Source organism: Pseudomonas sp. GM33, from assembly GCF_000282295.1.
Lineage (GTDB): Bacteria > Pseudomonadota > Gammaproteobacteria > Pseudomonadales > Pseudomonadaceae > Aquipseudomonas > Aquipseudomonas laurylsulfatiphila.
This window is the reverse complement of sequence record NZ_AKJO01000146.1, coordinates 1-18,614: the sequence shown is the minus strand read 5'-3', so window position 1 is coordinate 18,614 and position 18,614 is coordinate 1. Positions and strand designations below refer to the sequence as shown.

The 18,614-nt window shown below is 57.6% G+C and carries 11 protein-coding genes; 7 read left to right on the top strand and 4 right to left on the bottom strand.

Annotation, left to right across the window (positions count from 1 at the left end):
- The first annotated feature begins 15 nt into the window (after window positions 1-15).
- A complete protein-coding gene (locus tag PMI26_RS05505) occupies window positions 16-765 on the top strand; it encodes an enoyl-CoA hydratase-related protein (protein WP_007978466.1) in 750 nt (249 codons plus the stop codon).
- 207 nt (window positions 766-972) lie between these two features.
- Here the strand turns inward: PMI26_RS05505 and pyk are convergent, their stop codons facing one another.
- Window positions 973-2,424 (bottom strand): pyruvate kinase, encoded by a 1,452-nt coding sequence (gene pyk, locus PMI26_RS05510; protein ID WP_007978464.1) that lies wholly within the window; start codon window positions 2,422-2,424, stop codon window positions 973-975.
- Between the two features lie 170 nt (window positions 2,425-2,594).
- Here pyk and PMI26_RS05515 point away from each other — a divergent pair, with 170 nt between their 5' ends.
- The 5 genes from PMI26_RS05515 to PMI26_RS05535 all read left to right on the top strand — a co-directional run bounded on the left by PMI26_RS05515 (window position 2,595) and on the right by PMI26_RS05535 (window position 14,450).
- On the top strand, window positions 2,595-2,978 hold the full coding sequence (locus PMI26_RS05515; RefSeq protein ID WP_007978462.1) for a tetratricopeptide repeat protein: 384 nt from the start codon (window positions 2,595-2,597) through the stop codon (window positions 2,976-2,978).
- Between the two features lie 234 nt (window positions 2,979-3,212).
- Window positions 3,213-3,572 (top strand): PilZ domain-containing protein, encoded by a 360-nt coding sequence (locus PMI26_RS05520; protein ID WP_007978460.1) that lies wholly within the window; start codon window positions 3,213-3,215, stop codon window positions 3,570-3,572.
- A gap of 358 nt (window positions 3,573-3,930) precedes the next feature.
- On the top strand, window positions 3,931-9,114 hold the full coding sequence (locus PMI26_RS05525; RefSeq protein ID WP_007978458.1) for a Tc toxin subunit A: 5,184 nt from the start codon (window positions 3,931-3,933) through the stop codon (window positions 9,112-9,114).
- A 143-nt stretch (window positions 9,115-9,257) separates the two neighbouring features.
- On the top strand, window positions 9,258-13,826 hold the full coding sequence (locus tag PMI26_RS05530) for a neuraminidase-like domain-containing protein (RefSeq protein ID WP_007978455.1): 4,569 nt from the start codon (window positions 9,258-9,260) through the stop codon (window positions 13,824-13,826).
- 93 nt (window positions 13,827-13,919) lie between these two features.
- Window positions 13,920-14,450, top strand: coding sequence for a hypothetical protein (locus PMI26_RS05535; RefSeq protein WP_007978454.1), 531 nt, complete (start codon window positions 13,920-13,922; stop codon window positions 14,448-14,450).
- A 55-nt stretch (window positions 14,451-14,505) separates the two neighbouring features.
- Here PMI26_RS05535 and PMI26_RS05540 read toward each other — a convergent pair whose 3' ends face one another.
- From PMI26_RS05540 to PMI26_RS05550, 3 genes are all read right to left on the bottom strand, one after another.
- Window positions 14,506-15,837 carry a DUF58 domain-containing protein gene (locus tag PMI26_RS05540; RefSeq protein WP_007978452.1) on the bottom strand — a complete coding sequence of 444 codons (1,332 nt, stop codon included), beginning with the start codon at window positions 15,835-15,837 and terminating at the stop codon, window positions 14,506-14,508.
- A complete protein-coding gene (locus PMI26_RS05545; protein ID WP_007978450.1) occupies window positions 15,834-16,835 on the bottom strand; it encodes an AAA family ATPase in 1,002 nt (333 codons plus the stop codon). Before PMI26_RS05545 ends, PMI26_RS05540 begins: the two co-directional genes overlap by 4 nt.
- 267 nt (window positions 16,836-17,102) lie before the next feature.
- Window positions 17,103-17,705, bottom strand: a complete 603-nt coding sequence (locus PMI26_RS05550) for a class I SAM-dependent methyltransferase (protein ID WP_007978448.1) — start codon at window positions 17,703-17,705, stop codon at window positions 17,103-17,105.
- A 398-nt stretch (window positions 17,706-18,103) separates the two neighbouring features.
- On the opposite strand from PMI26_RS05550, the gene PMI26_RS05555 reads away from it, so the two are divergent.
- Window positions 18,104-18,614 (top strand): hypothetical protein (locus PMI26_RS05555; RefSeq protein WP_007978446.1); only part of this gene is annotated, 511 nt, incomplete at its 3' end.

The window sequence follows — 18,614 nt, the reverse complement described above, 5'->3', positions numbered from 1 at the left end:
GACGCGAGACCTGCCATGACCGATGCCATCCAAGTTGAACGCGAACGCGGCCTGTTGACCCTGCGCCTGAATCGCCCGGACAAGAAAAACGCCCTGACCCGCGCCATGTACAGTCACCTGGCCGAGGCGCTGAAACAGGCCGACAACGACCCCGGGATCAATGCCGTACTGATCAGCGGTTCCGCCGAATGCTTCACCGCCGGCAACGACATCGCCGACTTCATCCAGCAACCGCCGACCGGCCTCGACAGCCCGGTGTTCCAGTTCATGCTCAACCTGCTCGAATGCCGCAAACCAGTGGTCGCCGCCGTGGCCGGGGCGGCGGTGGGCATTGGCACGACGATGCTGCTGCACTGCGATCTGGTCTACGTCAGCCGCGATGCGCGCCTGCGCATGCCGTTCGTCAATCTCGGGTTATGCCCTGAGTTCGGTTCCAGCCTGATCCTGCCGCGCTTGCTCGGGCAGGCCAAAGCGGCGGAGTTGTTGCTGCTGGGTGAAGGTTTCAGCGGTGAACAGGCGGCGGCCTGGGGCATTGCCAATGAGGCCTTGGGCAGTGGCGAAGAGGCCCTGGCCAAGGGACGGGAGATGGCCTTGCGCTTTGAGTCGCTGCCGCCGGAAGCGGTGCGGATCAGCAAGCAACTGATGAAAGCGCCGGATCGGGCGCTGTTGCGCAAGGTGATCGAAGAAGAAGGTGCATTGTTCACCCAGCGGTTGCGTTCGCCGGAAGCCTTGGCGGCGTTGACCGGGTTCATCAAGCGGCATTGAACTTGCGGTGTCAGGGCCGGCCCCTTCGCGGGCAAGCCCGCTCCCACAGTATTCGGTATTGTTCACAAAACCTGTGTCCAACGGAAAACCCTGTGGGAGCGGGCTTGCCCGCGAAGGGGACGGATCAGGCAAAACAAAAAATGGATCAGAAAGCAAAAAGCCCCGCCATTCACATGGCGGGGCTTTTGTTTTTCAGCAACCGGTCACTCAGACCATCGGATCGCCAACGTGCAGGATCTTCATGCCGTTGGTGCCGCCGGTGGTGTGGTAGCTGTCGCCCTTGGTCAGGATGACCCAATCGCCTTTCTGTACTACGCCGCGCTTGACCAGCTCGTCGATCGCCTTCTGGCTGACTTCGTTCGGCGCCAGCGAAGCCGGGTCGAACGGGATGGTGTACACGCCACGGAACATCGCCGCGCGAGCCTGGGCTTCGCGGTGCGGGGTGAACGCGTAGATCGGCACCGAGGAACGGATACGCGACATGATCAGCGGGGTGTAGCCACTTTCGGTCAGGGCGATGATCGCCTTCACGCCCGGGAAGTGGTTGGCGGTGTACATGGTCGCCAGCGCAATGCTCTCGTCACAGCGCTGGAACTCCTTGCCGATGCGGTGGCTGGAGGTCTTGCTGGTCGGGTGCTTTTCGGCACCGACACAGATCCGCGCCATGGCCTGAACGGCTTCCAGCGGGTACAGGCCAGCGGCGCTTTCGGCCGAGAGCATCACGGCGTCGGTGTAGTCGAGCACGGCGTTGGCCACGTCGGACACTTCGGCGCGGGTCGGCATCGGGTTCTGGATCATCGACTCCATCATCTGGGTCGCGACGATCACTGCTTTGTTGTGGCGGCGTGCGTGCAGAATGATCTTCTTCTGGATGCCCACCAGTTCGGCGTCGCCGATTTCCACACCCAGGTCACCACGGGCAACCATCACCGCGTCGGAGGCCTTGATCAGGCCGTCGAGGGTTTCGTCATCGGCCACGGCTTCGGCGCGTTCGATCTTCGCCACCAGCCAGGCAGTGCCGCCGGCTTCGTCGCGCAGTTGACGGGCGTATTCCATGTCGGCGGCGTCACGCGGGAAGGACACCGCGAGGTAGTCGACTTCCATTTCCGCAGCGAGCTTGATGTCGGCCTTGTCTTTTTCAGTCAGGGCCGGAGCGGTCAGGCCGCCACCGCGACGGTTGATGCCTTTGTGGTCGGACAGCGGGCCGCCGATGGTCACGGTGCAGTTCAGTTCGGTGGCGGTGGCGGTATCGACGCGCATCACCACGCGACCGTCGTCGAGCAGCAGCTCGTCGCCCACACCGCAGTCCTTGACCAGGTCCGGGTAGTCGATGCCGACCACTTGCTGGTTGCCTTCGGTCAGGGGATGGCTGGTGGAGAAGGTGAATTGATCACCGATCTTCAGCTCGATCTTCTTGTTGGCGAACTTGGCGATACGGATTTTCGGGCCTTGCAGGTCACCCAGCAGGGCGACGAAGCGGCCGTGCTTGGCAGCGAGGTCACGCACCAGCTTCGCGCGAGCCTTGTGCTCGTCGGGGGTGCCGTGGGAGAAGTTCAGGCGGGCGACGTCCAGGCCAGCCAGAATCAGCTGTTCGAGAACTTCCGGCGAGTTACTGGCCGGGCCAAGGGTGGCGACGATTTTGGTACGACGGACGGACATGCAAAGACTCCTGAGTTCAAGCGCTGAGTGAGGCTACTATGCTCCGAAGGTGTAGTCATTGTTCGTATGCACTACTTTTTTCTTTCTTTATTGAACCTGACAACTTTGCGCCAGGCCGCCTGAAGATTTCCGCCCACGGGTCGATACAGCGTTCAAGACAGGAGATCCCCATGCGATTCGTACTCATTGCTGCCCTTGCCGTCGGCGTCCTCAGTGCCACGGGCTGCACCCGTTGGGCAATGAACCATCACTTGAACAATGCCTACAGCGCCTATGACCGGGGCAATTGCGAGCAGGTGATGCTCGAGCTGTCCAAAGTCGAACGCGACAGCCGTGCGCGGCCTTACGTGTGGCCGGAAGTGTCAATGATGCGCGGCCAGTGCCTGGAGCGGCAGAAGATGTTTATCGACGCGGCCCAGACCTACCAGTTCATTATTGCCTCCTATCCGCAAAGCGAATACGCCTACCGCGCCCGCGCCCGCCTGGAAACCTTGCAGAGCCTGGGCCACTACCCGTTACGCAGTGCCGCGGCGGTAAAACCGACACAGTTCTGATGGCCGGCGAGCAGTCTATCGCTGGCTCCCCGGCGGCGGTGAGCTATAGTCCAATGAACCGGTTTTAGAGCCTTGCCTCTGAACCGGGGCAACACCTGTGACCGGCATTAGCGGGACTCAGCGCCGTAAGGACTGGCGCACCGGAAACGGGGAGAGCGGGCCACTATTCAATGCGCACCCGTTCCGAAGCAGTAGTGCGGCTCTGCTTAAGAGCCTTGCATAGCGAAAACGCACATGTTCACCGACCGCCGAATCGAGCGGCATCAACTGCCGTATTTCCTCAAAGTGTTCAACGGCATCACCGGCAAACCCATCGGCTACCTGGGCAATGTCTCCGAAGACGGGCTGATGCTGATCAGCCAGCTGCCGATGATGATCGGCGCGGACTTCAACCTGCGCCTGAAAATTCCAGCCACCGAAGGCGGCCAGCGGATCATCGACCTGCAGGCCTGTTGCCTGTGGTGCCACGAAGACGCGACTCCCCAACATTACGACGCCGGTTTCAGCCTGCAACGGGCACCGCCGGAGTATGGGCAATTGGTGAAGGCGTTGAAGCAGTACTTCAGTTTTCAGTCGTTGCCGGCTTCGGCATAAATATTTTGCAGGAGCACCGCTGCTGGTGATGGTGATTTCCTTGATGCCATCGTCGGCATGCGGTGGTGCTACAGCATCCGTATTCTGAAAAATCTTGATAATTCATCGGCAAAACAAAGCACTCACCCCTTGAATCCGTCCTCCCCCGATCTGGCGGAGCCGCGGTCCTCGCGAGCTGGATATCCGCAGCACAGTCAACCTGAGATGTTACTCCGCATTTGCCGTTCGTCGGAGCTGTCAATACTGACAGGTGTCAGCTTGCGCCTCGTTAGCGTACAAAAACCGGCAACAGGCGATTGCATTGTTTCCTACGTTGCGTGCCGCCCTCAACGCTACTCCCTGGCTTGCAGGAGATCCAATGATGAGCAATGACTCAACCTCGCCACTCAAACAGCTTCTGGCGTTGACGCCCAACACCGATGAGCCGGCCGTACAAAGCAACTTCGAGAAATTCGTCGCCGATGGCGGTTCGGTTTTCGACCTGTTGAAACTGGGGCGTCAAGAGGTGGTACAGACGTTCGGGCTGCACAGTCGTACCGCGCAAATGTTGATGGACAGGGCCCAGAGCCTGGCGGTGTATACCGCTCGCGAGTTTCGTGAGCAGCGTCTGGTGAATCATTCGCCGCGCAATCCATTGCATCGCACCGGCGTCCAGGCACTCTCCGGGGATGCGCCTACTTTCGACGACCTGTTCGACCCTGACTGGGAGGGGGCCAGTCCCTCGCACAGCCCGGATTCGACCATCTCGCCAGCGGCTTATTTTGTAAGGCTGGTGCTCATGGCGCGGGAGCTGGAGGCGCGCGCTGGAAATGGGCGCATCAGTTTGAATGATCGGCGGCCAGACCTCGACGATCTCATCATCGACTCCGTGAGCATGTTCCAGATCAAGCCGACAGTGACTCTGGTCAATGAGGTGCTGGAAGACATCATCAAAAAATTTATCTCCAGAAATCCTGTCTCCGCGGATGCGGATGACACAGTGGTCGATGACCGCTTGCTGGAAACGCGTTTTCCATTTCGCAGCATGCCGTTCGAATGGTATGCCGAACAGTGGAAGCAAGTGTTGGAAGAAAACAAGCTTTCGCTGGGTGAGGTGGTGCGGGCCATCGACCTGACGGCGCCGTATTTCAAGCAAACAGGCGTTCACGGAAGTCTTTCGGACATTGCGCTGCGACAGTCGTGCAATTTCGGGCCGCAAGGCCAGGGGATTTTGCTGGAGAATTTTTTGTTTGCCGGCCCCGGAACCCCCAAACCCGAGGACCTTCTGGCGTTCTACAGAAAAAACTTTGGCTCAACCAATGAGGCATTGCAGGACTCGGTGCACTTCTGCGCCCAGACCTCGATCGACGCACAAACGCTCACGTCTTTTTTGTCGATCGAAGATTGTCTGCCCAAGCGCTCAAGCAACGTTACGGCGCACGTAGCCCCCACCGCCTCAGCCAAAATATTCGGCTCAGTGTTCATCAATGACGGTGAAACCGCTGCGATGGACCTGAGCGTGCCGGTCACTGGTACACGCCAATTCACCAACAGCACCCACAACCGCTTTGAACGCATGAACCGGATGCTGCGCCTGAGCCGCTGGTTGAAATTGCCGCCGGATCAAACCGATCGCCTGGTCATCGCCGCGATCCGTGCAGAGCGAAGGTCCGATATAAAGGATTCTCAACGCTCTGGGCAGTCGTTAACGACAACACCTTTGAGGATCACCAACAACAGCCTGCGAGCCATCGGTCTGTTCCAGGAATTTCGCCTGCGCTTCAAGTGCTCGGCCGAGCAATTTGCGGCGTTGATCGACGAAATTTCCCCCTATGGGCGAGGTGAAGAGCCTTCGCAGTTCGACCGGATCTTCAATGCCCAGGCACTCTTCGATACGCCTTTGCAAGTGGATGACGCGCCCTTCTCGATCGACCCGCAGACCCGCGCCGACAAACGCATCATCGACCATATCTGCACCAGTCTGGGTATCAATCAGGAATCGTGGCGGTACCTCGCGCGGTTCGTGGCCAAGAGTCACAACCTGGAGGACCAGTTAACCTGCAGCCTGCCCATTCTGTCGTCCCTGTATCGTCATGTGCTGCTGGCCTCCTTTCTCGGTATCAGCGCTATCGAGTTGGGGGCGTTGCTGGAGGCATTCAGTGACAAGGGTGGCAGCGAACTGTTGCAGCGAGTGCTGGGCGAATCCTACTTGCGGGTCAGTGGCGCCAGCAGTAACGGCGACATTTTGAGTGTGATGCATGCCGCGCAATCCTGTGTTCTATGGTGCCGGGAAAATGAACTGAGCGTGTCCTGGCTGATCCAGCATGTGACCCCGTTGATTGCACCGCCGATGGCAACGCCAGCGGACGCGACGCTATTGCAGGAGTTGCACAAGCGTCTGCAACCGGTGCGCCTCTCTGAAGAGGCGCTACGGGCGGCGGGTGTGCCCGCCCATAACAGTGATTACTCAGGGTGGCTGGAACTGCTCGAAGAGGTGGTCGATCTGGATGGCCTGGTGTTGACTCCGACCGGCGAAACGGACGAATACGAGCGCTGGGCACGGGGGGAAGTCGAGGCGGCAGTCACCTCGGCGAATATTGCGCAGAAGGACTTCGAGCGAACTTGCGAGGTGATTCTGGCCTTGCTGCTACAGGCCCGGGACGCCCAGAGCGCGGTGGTTCAGGAGAGCTTGTCGGTGTACCTGAGCCTGTCTCAGGATCTGGTGCTGCCGTTGCTCAAATGGGTTGACAACGGCGGCGTCCACATTTTGCTCCTGGAAACCACGCGTGCGCTGGAAGCGGTGACTTCAGGGTCGGACAAGGTCAATGTCGGCGATGAGGTGCTGAACCTGCTGGCACACCTGGTACGGCGCGCAGACATTGTGCAAAAACTGGCGCTCAGTTCAGCGATGCTGGTCGCCCTGACCACCCGCCGGAACTGGCAATGGCTTGGCCTGCGGCACGCGCAAGACCTGTCCCTCGGTTCGTTGTATTACCTGACCCTGTTCCAGCGGGTAGTGACTTACACCGGGCAGCCTGCCGAAAAGCTGTTGCAGTATCTGGAGCTGGTAAACGCCTTGCCGACCTATCTGACGCCGGAGGATCTGCGCCTGATTCGCGATTCGGCAGCGAGCAAACTGGCAGAGGTGGTGAAGTGGGGCGTACGGGAAGTGCTGGAGTGCATTCTCTACCTTAACCCATCGATGCCGGTGGTGTGCGACCTGGTCACCCTCGACGCCGTGATTCGCATCCGCGGGCTGGCGGCCAATAGCGGGCTGGATGCCAAGGCCATTATCGGCCTGGGCGCGCTCACCCCGGACAGCGACAAGTTTGCCTGTCGAAGTGCGGCCGAGCATGTCGTGGAATGCCTGTCCGAGTCCGCCGTACAGGGCCAGTCGCAGACATTCGGCGAAATTGGCCAGAGCGTGACCCACGACATCAGGTGCATCAACGACACCCTGATCGCCAATGCGCCGGATCAGGTCGCACTGATTGAGTTGACGTTGCGCGACCTGACCAACCAGGTGCTGCCGAACGTCACCGTGACCTGGAGCAGTGATCGCCCAGGGCTGATGGATTCGGTTTCCGTCACTGATCATGAGGGGCGCGCAGTGATCCGCTTCAAGCCTGAGAAAGGGCCATGGATGGGGGCCGTGCAGGTGAAAGGTACCTATGGTCTGGCGCAAACGGTCTATGCGCCGAAGATTCTGATCGATTGCGACGAGTTAACACTGCAGTTCAGCCTCGACAGTACGCAGGATCCCGACGATGCCTTCCTGGCGGGCGGACAAGCGTACTTCCCTGTGCATGTGCAGCTTCTCGACGAGCGCTTGAACCCAGGCAGAGGTCGTTCCGTGACGTTCGCCGGCAAAGGTGTGGTTGCCGATCCACTGGTGGTCATGACCGACGAACAAGGCATTGCCCATACCAGGGTCAGGAGCATGGAGCCAGTGGAGAACGCGAGCCTAATGGCGAGTTACAGCAACAAGGAATCACTGCTCATCAACAACATTACGTTTGTCGACAGCCCTTCGATCAAGCTTCTGGAGGTGGCTTCGATGGCTGTTGTCGGGCAACCATTGGTACTCAGATGCCTTGTTGTAGGTTTGGGTAAACAGCCGTCGAAGGACGTGGAAGTCACCTTCTTCGAGGGGGAGACAGCACTCGGAACACGTATGACGTCGGCAGAAGGCATCGCCGAGTTCACTCTGACCCCAGCAATTGCCGGAAATCAGAAGTACTCCGCCAAGGGCGTCCCACGAAGTGAAAACAATAAACCTGTCCTGGTTCCCATGAACGAACAACAACTTGATGTTTACGTGGCTCGCGCGGCAGTGATCCACGGCAAGTCTACCGACTACACGTACCCGGTAGCAGGCTCGGGTACGCCGACCTTGCTCTGGGTCACCGTCCGGGAGGAAGCGAACAACCAGTCACGAGTGATAGCCAATAGTCCGATTGAGTGGAAGGTGGAAAAGTCTGGCGAATTCCTGACTAAGGTCGACATTTCCACCGATGCGCTGGGGCGTTCGACTTTTCCATTCGAGGCAGATGCAAAAGGTGATTATGTGGTGACTGCCACACTTAAGAGTGACCCGGAGCAACCACAAACGTTCGATCTCAAAGTTGTTCCGGCCATTCAGTGGAGCTACACATTGACCGATACCGGTTCCAATGTCGTTGCAGCAACGTTGCCTCTGCAATTTATCCGCGGTCGGACCTACAGGCTCGAAATCGACCTGCCAGCATCGGTAGACCTCAAGGATGCCCGGGCGATGCTGGCCTGGACGGGCGACTTCTCCGCCAAAGGCCTGGGTATGATCTTTAAGCCGGCCACCGGGGCCTACGTCTTGATCGGGGATAAACAGTCGCTTGTCTGGGAAATCGACTGCAGGGACCTGCGCAACGGTGCATTCGATTTGACCTTCTACTGCAATCGCCTCGATCAGCGCCTGGTGTTGCCAGGGCGGCTGGATGCACCGCCGCCGGTGGTGTTGTACCCCGCTGAAAACGACGTAATTGAAACTCAGTCCTGGCTTGCTGGTATAGGCAGCTCTTCGGCACAAATTTATGTATTCGAAGGCCGCGAAGGATCCTTGTTGGCACGTACCAGTGTGGGGGATGACGGGAAGTGGTCCGTCAGAGTTTCTGAGCCGCTATCGGTAGGGCCACATGTGATTTCGGTGAAGCAGCGGCATATTGATACGACCGAAGCATGGGCGACGGATGTGCGGATTACCGTGAGGGACGACTATGTTGGCAAAGTGCCGATTATCAGACCTGTTCTTATCCGTAATGTAGCTGTCAACTTTAAACGTAGTTCCTGGTTTGAAGGCGTGGGTTTACCCGGTTTGGAAGTTCGAGTGGTAAAAACGGGAGACTCGACAACTATTTATGCCCAAGGAATGGTGGATAAGGACGGACGCTGGCGGATACAGTTGAAGCCGAATGTAGGGGTCGGTACATACAATATAAATGCGGGCTTTTTTCAAGATGGGGTATTGAAATCTCCATGGTTGTATGATGGTGCTTCAAATCCGTTTAAGTTGAATGTAGTCGACTGAGATTTATTTGGTTTGTTTTAATTCTTTAAAGTTTTGCTGGTTTGCTTTGGTAGCTGGTCTTTGCTGCAGGGCAATGCTGCGCATCTCGATTATTTTAGTATTCGTTCCTTAAGTGTTCTGGTTTCCGTGCACAGGAGAAAACAATGAACAAGTCAATTATCGGCACGTTAGAAGAAACTCGTTGTATGGCACTGGCAGACTTCTACCTGGGACAAGTGGCGCCCAAAGAAGACGAAGCTCGAGAAGAAGAGGATAAGCTGAAACTGACATCGCCCGATGACCTGTATCGTTACCTGTTGATGGACAGCCAGGTCGGTCAGGAGTTGGAAACGGCGCGGCTGGCAGAGGCGATCGCTTGTGCGCAGCAATACATCGGTGCCATCTACAGCGGAATGGAACCGGGCTACACAGAGTTGTTTTCAAAGGAAGAACTGCAAGCCTGGCACCAGCGTTATTGCAACATCAGTGACTGGGCCGGATACCAGATGCTTCTGGATTACCCGGAAAATTACATCAACCCAACACTACGCCTCAATAAGTCGGAATCCTTCCAGGAACTGGAAAACAACCTCGGCCAAGCGAGCCTCAACGAAGCATCGGTGCAAATGGCGCTTTACGAGCACCTGAAACAGTTTGAAGAAGTGTGCAACCTCGATTTGATCTCGGCTTACATCAACAGTTTCGATGGCGCTGGGACTGCAAAGGGTACGAACTTCAAAAATGCCGATTACTACTTCATCGGCCGGCAACGGGTTCAGCCCTTTGGTTATTTCTGGCGCAAGGCTCACGTTGAGTTAAATGCCGGAAGTGAGTTTCTGAACCCGGCGGCCTGGACTGAGTGGAAACCCATCGGTATTCCCGGTGCGCCGACCGTACTGGCGATCCGGCCGGTGTTTTTCGCCGGTCGCTTGATGGTGGTTCAGGTTGAGGGGATCAAAGCCCAGGACACCAAGGAGAAGGACAACGACGGCAATGAAGTGGTTGTCGAGGGGACTTGGCAAGTTGAAGTCAAGCTCTCTTACCTTGCCGTTAACGGAATCTGGTCGACGCCATCCCTCCTTGGGAAAAAGGAGTTCGCCAAAGTTTCGGTGGAGTCCGCGCGTTTGGTTGCCGTGACCTACGCTGGCGCTAAACCGGATGTCGATGATCTGTTGGCGGTGTGTTTCACCACCACGGATTTGCCCACGAGTCAGCAAGCCGCAACCGCAGCGGATGATTACGAACATGGCTGGATCTTTGCCGCGTGCAATGCCTTGTTTGAGCCGCAGCCGCCCAACATTGTCACGCTTAAAGTGTTGGCCAATGGGCGTTTTGCCAATCATTACGGATTGCAGCATAAGCTTTTGTCCACCGAGCGGGTGGTGTTGACTCAGGAGCGGTTGCCGCCTACGGGCGTTGCTGCAATTGATCAGACGCGGGACGGTGAGTTAAGTAAGTTCATTTCTTTGAATGTAAATCTAAGCAGTCGGCAAAATTTGACTTCGAATGCGCTTGAAGTTGTCAATGTTTTGCGGGTGCAGGGTGTCTGTGATCTTTCGTTAAATGCTTTTTTATTGGATGAGCTGTCTTTTGTTAAAGAGATAATTGCTTCGCCGGGTGCGAGATATACTTTTAAAGTGACAAAAGAAAGTGCGAGGGGTATTGATGTTCGTGTTGAGGCTTATGCGGATTTTGGGGATTTTCATGGGTTCGAAGTATGTTTGGATGATGCAGGTGGCAAGCCTGTAGTGATAGTTTCATTTACGGAAGATGAGATTCCAGAAGATAGTGGTGAGTTTTATATTGCTAAACAAATTGTTCTTTCAAGCGAGCAGCTAGCGGCGCTTTGGTTGCGTGCGCGCTCCTCTGTAGCTACGGGGGCAGGCTTTACTTTGTTGGCGAAAGGAAAGTATTTTCAATTTAATGGTGCTGAAAACAGACTTGTATTGTCGAGATACAAAGAAATAGCGGCGTTGGCTCTTAAGATTATGGATGGCAATTCAGTTTTACCAGGCCGCTGGGAGTCACAGAGCACATTAAACGGCTGGTTCCAAACTCCATGGATAGAATATACCTGGACGGGTAACCCCGTCGGTAAAAAACTGAGTGTTGTATGGGGCGAAAATCCGGACGGTAAGTTGGGTCGGGACCGTTATGACATCACCATCAAACAAACTCCCAATGTAAGCAACGTACCGCTGATCAGCAAACAACCCACCGGCGCGCAGTTTCTGAATATTACTTCTTTGGGAGTGCAATTCAATTATATACGTCTCAACTCCTTGTTTGGCCCCGAACTGGTAGCTAAAGCCGCCCTGTCCATCGACGAGATACTGTCCTGGAATACTCAAAACACTCATGAGCCTTCACCACCGGGTGTTACACCAGCGACGGCCCCCATCGACTTCAACAGCGCTCACGGCACCTTTTACTGGGAGTTGTTCTTCCATCTGCCGTTCCTGATCGCCCATCGACTGTGCGAGACGCGCGAGTACCATGAATCCCAGCGCTGGTATCAGTACATTTTCAACCCGCATATTCGTGAACCGCACGATGACGCTGATCGCTATTGGTTGTGCCGACCGTTGCGGGAAAAAGGCGATATTGGTTTTGAAGCGATGGGGTTGGTGGACCCCGACGCGATCGCCTTTTCCAATCGCATCCACTACCGCAAAACCATTTTTGTCGCCTATGTGCGCTGCATCATTGCCCATGCCGATTCACTCTATCGGCGCCTGACCCGTGACAGCCTGACCGCGGCGAAACTGCAATACGTGCGTGCGCTGTCACTGATGGGCAATGCTCCCACCGCCAAGGCGATGAGCCATTGGGTGCCGAAATCTGCCGACGGGATCATCACATCCAGGGCGGCGTCCGGCAGTTCGTCACTCGTGACGTTCGCTCAGTCTCTGGAGGTCAATGTCGCGAACCTGCCCGCCAGGGTAGAGGGCGAGCCGGACTTCGAAATTCTGAAGCTGGATGAGTTCCGTCCGCCCACCAACGACCAGTTGCTGGGCATCTGGAAGTACATCGAGGAGTGCCTGTGGAACATGCGGCATAACCTGACCATCGACGGTAAACCCATGTCACTGGCGTTGTATGCGCCACCGACCAACCCGCTGGATTTGCTGCGGGCCCAGGCGGGGGGATCTTCGGGGGCGGCGCGCAGTGCCGGTGGCTGGTTGAACATTCCGCACTATCGGTTCCGCACCATGCTGTCCACCGCACAGAACGCGGTGCAGACGCTTATCGGCTTTGGTCGCGAGGTTCGTCAGTTGATGGAATCCCGTGACCGCGGGCAACTGGAAGAATTGCAGCAAAGTCATGTGATCGCCTTGGGCGGGCATGCCAAGATCATTCAGGAGGAGACGATCAAGCAGTTGGAGGCGTCGGAAGCGGCGTTGAAAGAAAGTCAGAAAATAATTCAAGAACGCGCCAAATATTACCAAGATCTTAACGACAACGGGATGCTGCTTCCGGAAATTCTGGGGGACTCGCTTGCATTGGCGGGCAAAGGCCTACATTTGGCGGCGGGGGTTCCATTAGTCGCTTCCGCAGTTGCGAATATTCTTCCCCGTATTATTGGCATGGCAAATGGTGGTGGGGAACCTGGGAGCACACTTGAGAATGTATCGACGATCGCGAACTTCGCCGGGGACGTTCTGTTACAGGCGAGCGAGATGAGCCAGCGAGCTTCTTCTTACCTGCGCCGAGTCGAGGAATGGAGCTTCGCCGAAGCCCAGGCCAATAGTGAGCTACGGGTCATCGACGAACAGCTCAAAGCCCACGATTACACACTCAAGGCCGCACGAGCCAGCCTTGAACAAACCCAAAAAGCCAACGAACAGGCCCAAGAGCTCTATTCCTTCTACAAAACCCGCGCCACCAACGTCGAGCTCTACCGCTGGCTGCTCAGCCAGATGGCCACGCTGTACTTCCAGGCCTATGACGCCGTGGTCGGTTTGTGCCTGAGCGCCGAAGCCAGTTGGCAGTACGAAATGGGCGACTTCGACACTCGCGTCATTCGCCCCAATGTCTGGATGGACAACCGTCATGGCTTGAGCGCCGGTGAATCGATGCTGCTCGACCTGATGCGTCTCGAACGGGACTTCCTCAATCGCAACGAGCGACGCCTGGAACTCACCAAGACCATTTCCCTGCGCCAGCTGTTCGAGAAGGGACAGTTCACGCCCGCTAAAACCTGGACGGAGGTATTAATCGAACTCGACAAGGGCAAGCTTGATTTCGAGTTGTCGCAGAAGCTGTTCGACAGCGATTACCCCGGCCATTACTGCCGCCAGATCACCACGGTGGCCCTGTCCTTGCCCGTGGTGTTGGGGCCTTACCAGGATGTACGCGCAACCCTGACGCAAACCGGCAGTACCACGGTGCTCAAGGCCAATGTGGACTCGCTTGATTACTTGTATGGCGATGGCAACCAGATGCCGCCGGTCGACATCCTGCTCAACCTGCGTAGTCATCAGCAAGTGGGCATCAGCAGCGGCCTGGATGATGCCGGCCTGCATCAGTTGATGTTCGGCGATGAACGCTACCTGCCGTTTGAAGGCACAGGGGCCGTTTCGAGATGGCAACTGCATTTCCCGCGGCATACGTCAGAACAACAAAAAGCCCTGATTGACAGCCTCACGGACATCATCGTGCAAGTGCGTTATCTGGCCAAGGCTGGTGGCACGGCTTACACGGACGCGGTGATCGCCAGGTTGGATGATTGAGGTAAGGCCGCCCGGGACGGTTATGGGCGTGGAGTGCCTGGGGGACGGTGTGTCTGCTCAGGTGTCATCGATAAACAGAGGTGTGAACGCATTATGAACTTAGATGAAATTCAAGGACGCAACCTGATCAAGGACGGCAGGTTTTCCTCCAACTGGAAGACCCACTGGACGCATTTCAATGGCAAGGGAATTGCCCGGGTAAATGCGGATCCGGACTATGGTTTTTATCTGATAATGAATGGCGAAGCGGCCGTGACTCAGACATTCTATACGGCTCCGCTGACCACGGCTCAACTGACAAACGTCGAGTATCGACTGAGTTTTCAATATGAAAACTATAATGACGGTCTCAACTCAAAGGTGATCATCAAGACCACCACCGGCTTACAAGATGAAATTGATCTTAGCGGCAAAATTCCGGATCAGCCTCAAGCAGATTGGAATCCCTTAGATCCTTATAAGTTTGGGGTCGTGGAGGCTGATATGGACGTTGAGGTCCAGCTGCATGGTTCAAGTTTGTTAGGATCAAGCGGCTTACGGATAACTGACATTGACGTACAACTGCATCTTGCCCCGTTGCGGACACGCTGTGTCCAGGTTGATGACAGGGTCTATGTCGGCTAGGTGTACACATCGCTTTTCGCAGGAGCCCGGCTTGCCGGTTCCTGCAAGGCGTCAGTTATGCCGCACCGGCACGCTTCCACTGCAGGTACCTTGTCACCAACTCGGCCCCCAGATCCCCGGGCCGCACATCCATCACCAATACTCCATGAGCGTTCAAGCGCTCATGGAGTTCGGCGCGTGCATTGAGGTAGTCCACGGTTCCGCAATAGGCCAGTGCCTCGGGCAAGGTCTGTACCGGTGAGTGACGCAGGGTGTCGAGCACGTCCTCGCGCAGGCTCGCGACCAGCACCTGGTGCTGCTGGCTCAGGCGCTTGACCGCCGGGAGCAACTCATCGTCGTCCTCTTCGCGCAGGTTGGTCACCAGCACCACCAGCGCCCGGCGTTTTTGTCGTGCCAGCAATTGGGTAGCAGCGGCTTGGTAGTCGGCGCTGCGTTGACTGCTGTTCAAGTCATAGACGCTATTGAGCAGTGTGTTCAGGTGGCTGGTGCCTTTTACCGGCGCAAGGTAGCGCGGCTGCTCGCTGGCAAAGGTACTCAGGCCCACCGCGTCGCCCTGGCGTAGCGCGACGTAGCTGAGCAGCAAGCAGGCATTGAGTGCATGGTCGAAGTGCGACAGCTCGCCGTCCTGGCTGCGCATGTGCCGGCCGCAGTCGAGCATGAAGATGATCTGCTGGTCGCGTTCGTCCTGATACTCCCGGGCAATGGGCGAGCGCTGGCGGGCGGTGGCTTTCCAGTCGATCTGGCGCAGGCTGTCGCCTTCGCGAAATTCCCGTAGCTGATGAAACTCCAGACCCAGGCCACGACGCTGGCGTTGACGTACGCCGAGCTGGCTGAGCCAGTTATCCACAGCCAGTAGCTGACCGCCATAGAGGCGGGCGAAGTCGGGATAGACGCGGGTGTGGTCCGCGACATCGAGAATGCGTTTGTCGGACCACAAACCCAATGGGCTCGGCAGGTTGATTTCGCAGTGCTCAAAACTGAAGTACCCGCGTTTGAGCGGACGTAGCCGGTAGTCGATTCGGCTGTGCTGGCCCGGTTGCAATTCGACAATCAGCGGCAGGTGTTCGAAGTCCAGGCCCGAGGGGACATGGTCGAAGATCTGTACGCTCAGCGGTTGTGAAAAGTCGTGCTCAAGGATCAGTTGCACATCGCTCCAGCGACCGAGGGCCAGACTGCCGGGTATCTCACGGCTCAGCCGGGGCGAGGGCAGTCGCTTCAGCCGAAAGGCATCGAGCAGGGCCAGGAGCAGCAATGCCAGCAGCAGTCCCCAATTGATCTGCGTGACAGTCGTTGGCATCGCCAGCTCCAGTGCCTGCAGACTGCCGAGCACGATGCCGATGGCCAGTAGCGAGGTTAACCAGATCAATAGCAGGCGCGAGGGTTTCACTGCCGCGGCGCCGGTACTTGGTCAAGCATCTGCCGGAGCACCTGATCGACATCCAGCCCTTCGATGTCCAACTCCGGTGCGATGCGCACACGATGACGCAACACGGCCAGGGCGCAACCCTTGATGTCGTCCGGAATCACGAACTCCCCGCCGCGCAGGAGCGCACGGGCACGGGCACACCGCACCAGCGCGATGGACGCGCGCGGGCCGGCGCCGAGGGTCAGGCCTGGCCAGCTGCGGGTGGAGCGGGCCAGGCGCACGGCGTAATCGAGCACCTGATCGTCCAGCGCCAGGTCGCTGGCAATGCGTTGCAGGGCCAGCACATCCCTGGCCTGCAACAAGGTGCGCATGGGTTGGACATCGAGCATGTCGGCCCGGGTCGAGCGGCTGACCTGACGGACCATGTTCAGCTCTTGCTCGGCGTCCGGATAATCCATGCGCACCTTGAGCATGAAGCGATCCAGTTCGGCTTCCGGCAGCGGGTAAGTGCCTTCCTGTTCGATCGGGTTTTGCGTGGCGAGCACCATGAAGGGTTGCGCGATCGGCAATGGCTGGCCTTCGAGGGTGACTTGCCGTTCCTGCATGGCTTCGAGCAGCGCCGCCTGGGTCTTCGCCGGGGCGCGGTTGATCTCGTCGGCCAGTAGCAGGTTGGTGAAAAGCGGCCCCTTGCGCAGCTTGAATTGCTCGGTCTGCAAGTCATACACCGCGTGCCCGGTGACGTCGCTGGGCATCAGGTCCGGAGTGAACTGGATGCGCGCGAACTCACCGCCGAAGCAACGGGCGAGGGCGCGTACCAACAGGGTCTTGCCCAAACCCGGCACGCCTTCGAGTAATACGTGGCCGCCAGCGATCAGCGCGGTCAGCACGTCGTCGATCACGCTGTCCTGGCCAATCACGGCTTTTTGCAATTCTTTGCGTACGGCCTGGGCCAGATGGCCGGCACGCTGGCGTTGTTGAGCGACATGCCTTGCTGCGTCGGGCTCGATCGGTTCACTCATTTTTTCCGGAACCCTGTTAACAGTTACGTGCGGTTTCTTTTTTGGGGGGATGCCACCAAGGGCGATGTTTATCCGCTTGTGATTGTAGATACAGATCCATCACGCAGCTCGAGAATGAAGTCTATTACGTACAACCTGGGTGGCAGGCAGCAACACCTGATTGCCGCCAAAGTCACCAAGGCCGCTGATGGAGGGGGGAGGGGCGCAGGCTGCCGGAGCTCTGAGACGAGGCGGGCCCGGCATGCCAGGCCCGTGGTTCAGCAGGGGTCAGGCAGGGAAATGCTGGTTGGCGATCGCCACTACTTCTTGCTCGGAGATCGGCGCAAGTGCCGCCACCGCCCACAGGTCATAGGCCGGATGGGCACGCTGGATCGGCAGGACCATGTCGAAGCCGGCCGCTTGCAGGGAGCCGGTCAGGACCTTCTTGGTGAAACCGCAACGGTGCGCCATGAACACGTTGCCGTTGGCCATGGCCGGGCGATGGCCGTAGAGGATGTCGATGGGCGCGATCGGGCCCGCCGGCGAAAGGTAGGCCTCATCGGTCAGTTTGTCTTCGGCCACCAGGGCGCACACCGATTGCAGGTCCGGGCAGGTGATGATCACGAAGCCGCCAGGCTTGAGGACGCGCTTGAACTCTGCCAGGGCTACCGGCACTTCATGGGGATAGAGATGCTCGATGTTGTGGCTGGAGAACAGCGCATCCACCGAAGCGTCCTTGACCTGGGACATGTCGGTCATGGTGCCGACGATGTCCGGGTTGACACTCTCATCGATATCGAAGCGCAGCTCCTGCCACTGCTCTGAGGCGAAGCCCTTGGTCGTGCTGTTCTTGCTCTTTGGACCGCAACCTACATGGAGGAAGGTTTTCACAATCAGTTACTCGATCAAGGCCCTTGCCGGATGGCAAAAGGGGAAATGGGGGCATGTTCCGCTGACCAATGCCTGCCAACGGACGCCCGCGCACACTAGGGGAAGTGTTGGGCAAGGGTCAAGGTCATGGCAGCACAATGGCGTGCCGCTTGGTCGCTCGCAAGGAGTGGCGTAATCCACGAGTAGTGGCTATATGATATTGTCGCTTTACTATCTAAGCCTATAAAGCCAGATTTTTTTATAACTAAAATTTTATAAAAGGCAAAAAGCCATCAAAAAAGATTCTTAATGTTTTTACCGAATGTGTCGCTAATGACACGAGGGCTACCAAATTTTCGCCCAAGGCTACGGCGACAACGCTGGCAGCGCCGTAAATGACCCCTATACAGGATGCGTCCATGAGCTTCATTTCTTCGTTGACCCCAGCGCAAGTCGCTGCCTTGAGTACAACCACCATTGCCGGGCTTGCGACCCAGGACATTGTTGCCTTGAGCACCGCTCAGATCGCCCAGATGACCGTTGCGCAGATCGCGGTCATCACCGCGCCCAACATTGCCGCGTTTACGACCGTGCAGGTACCGGCACTGACGACCGCGCAGGTGGTAGCCCTGACCACCGCTCAGGTCACCGCACTGCAAACCACGCAGATCGCTGCGCTGACTACGACGCAAGTCGCTGCCTTCGAAACAGCGGATATTGCTGTGCTGCCTGTCGCCTCGCTCGTTAGCCTGACCACGGCCCAGACCGCCGCACTGACCACCGCCCAGGTCGTGGCATTGACCACCGCTCAGGTGGCCGGGCTGAAAACCACGCAAGTCGCAGCGCTGACCACCACACAAGTGGCGGCCATGGAAACCGCGGATATCGGTGCGCTGACCACCGCCAGCGTCGTGGCCCTGACCACCGCCC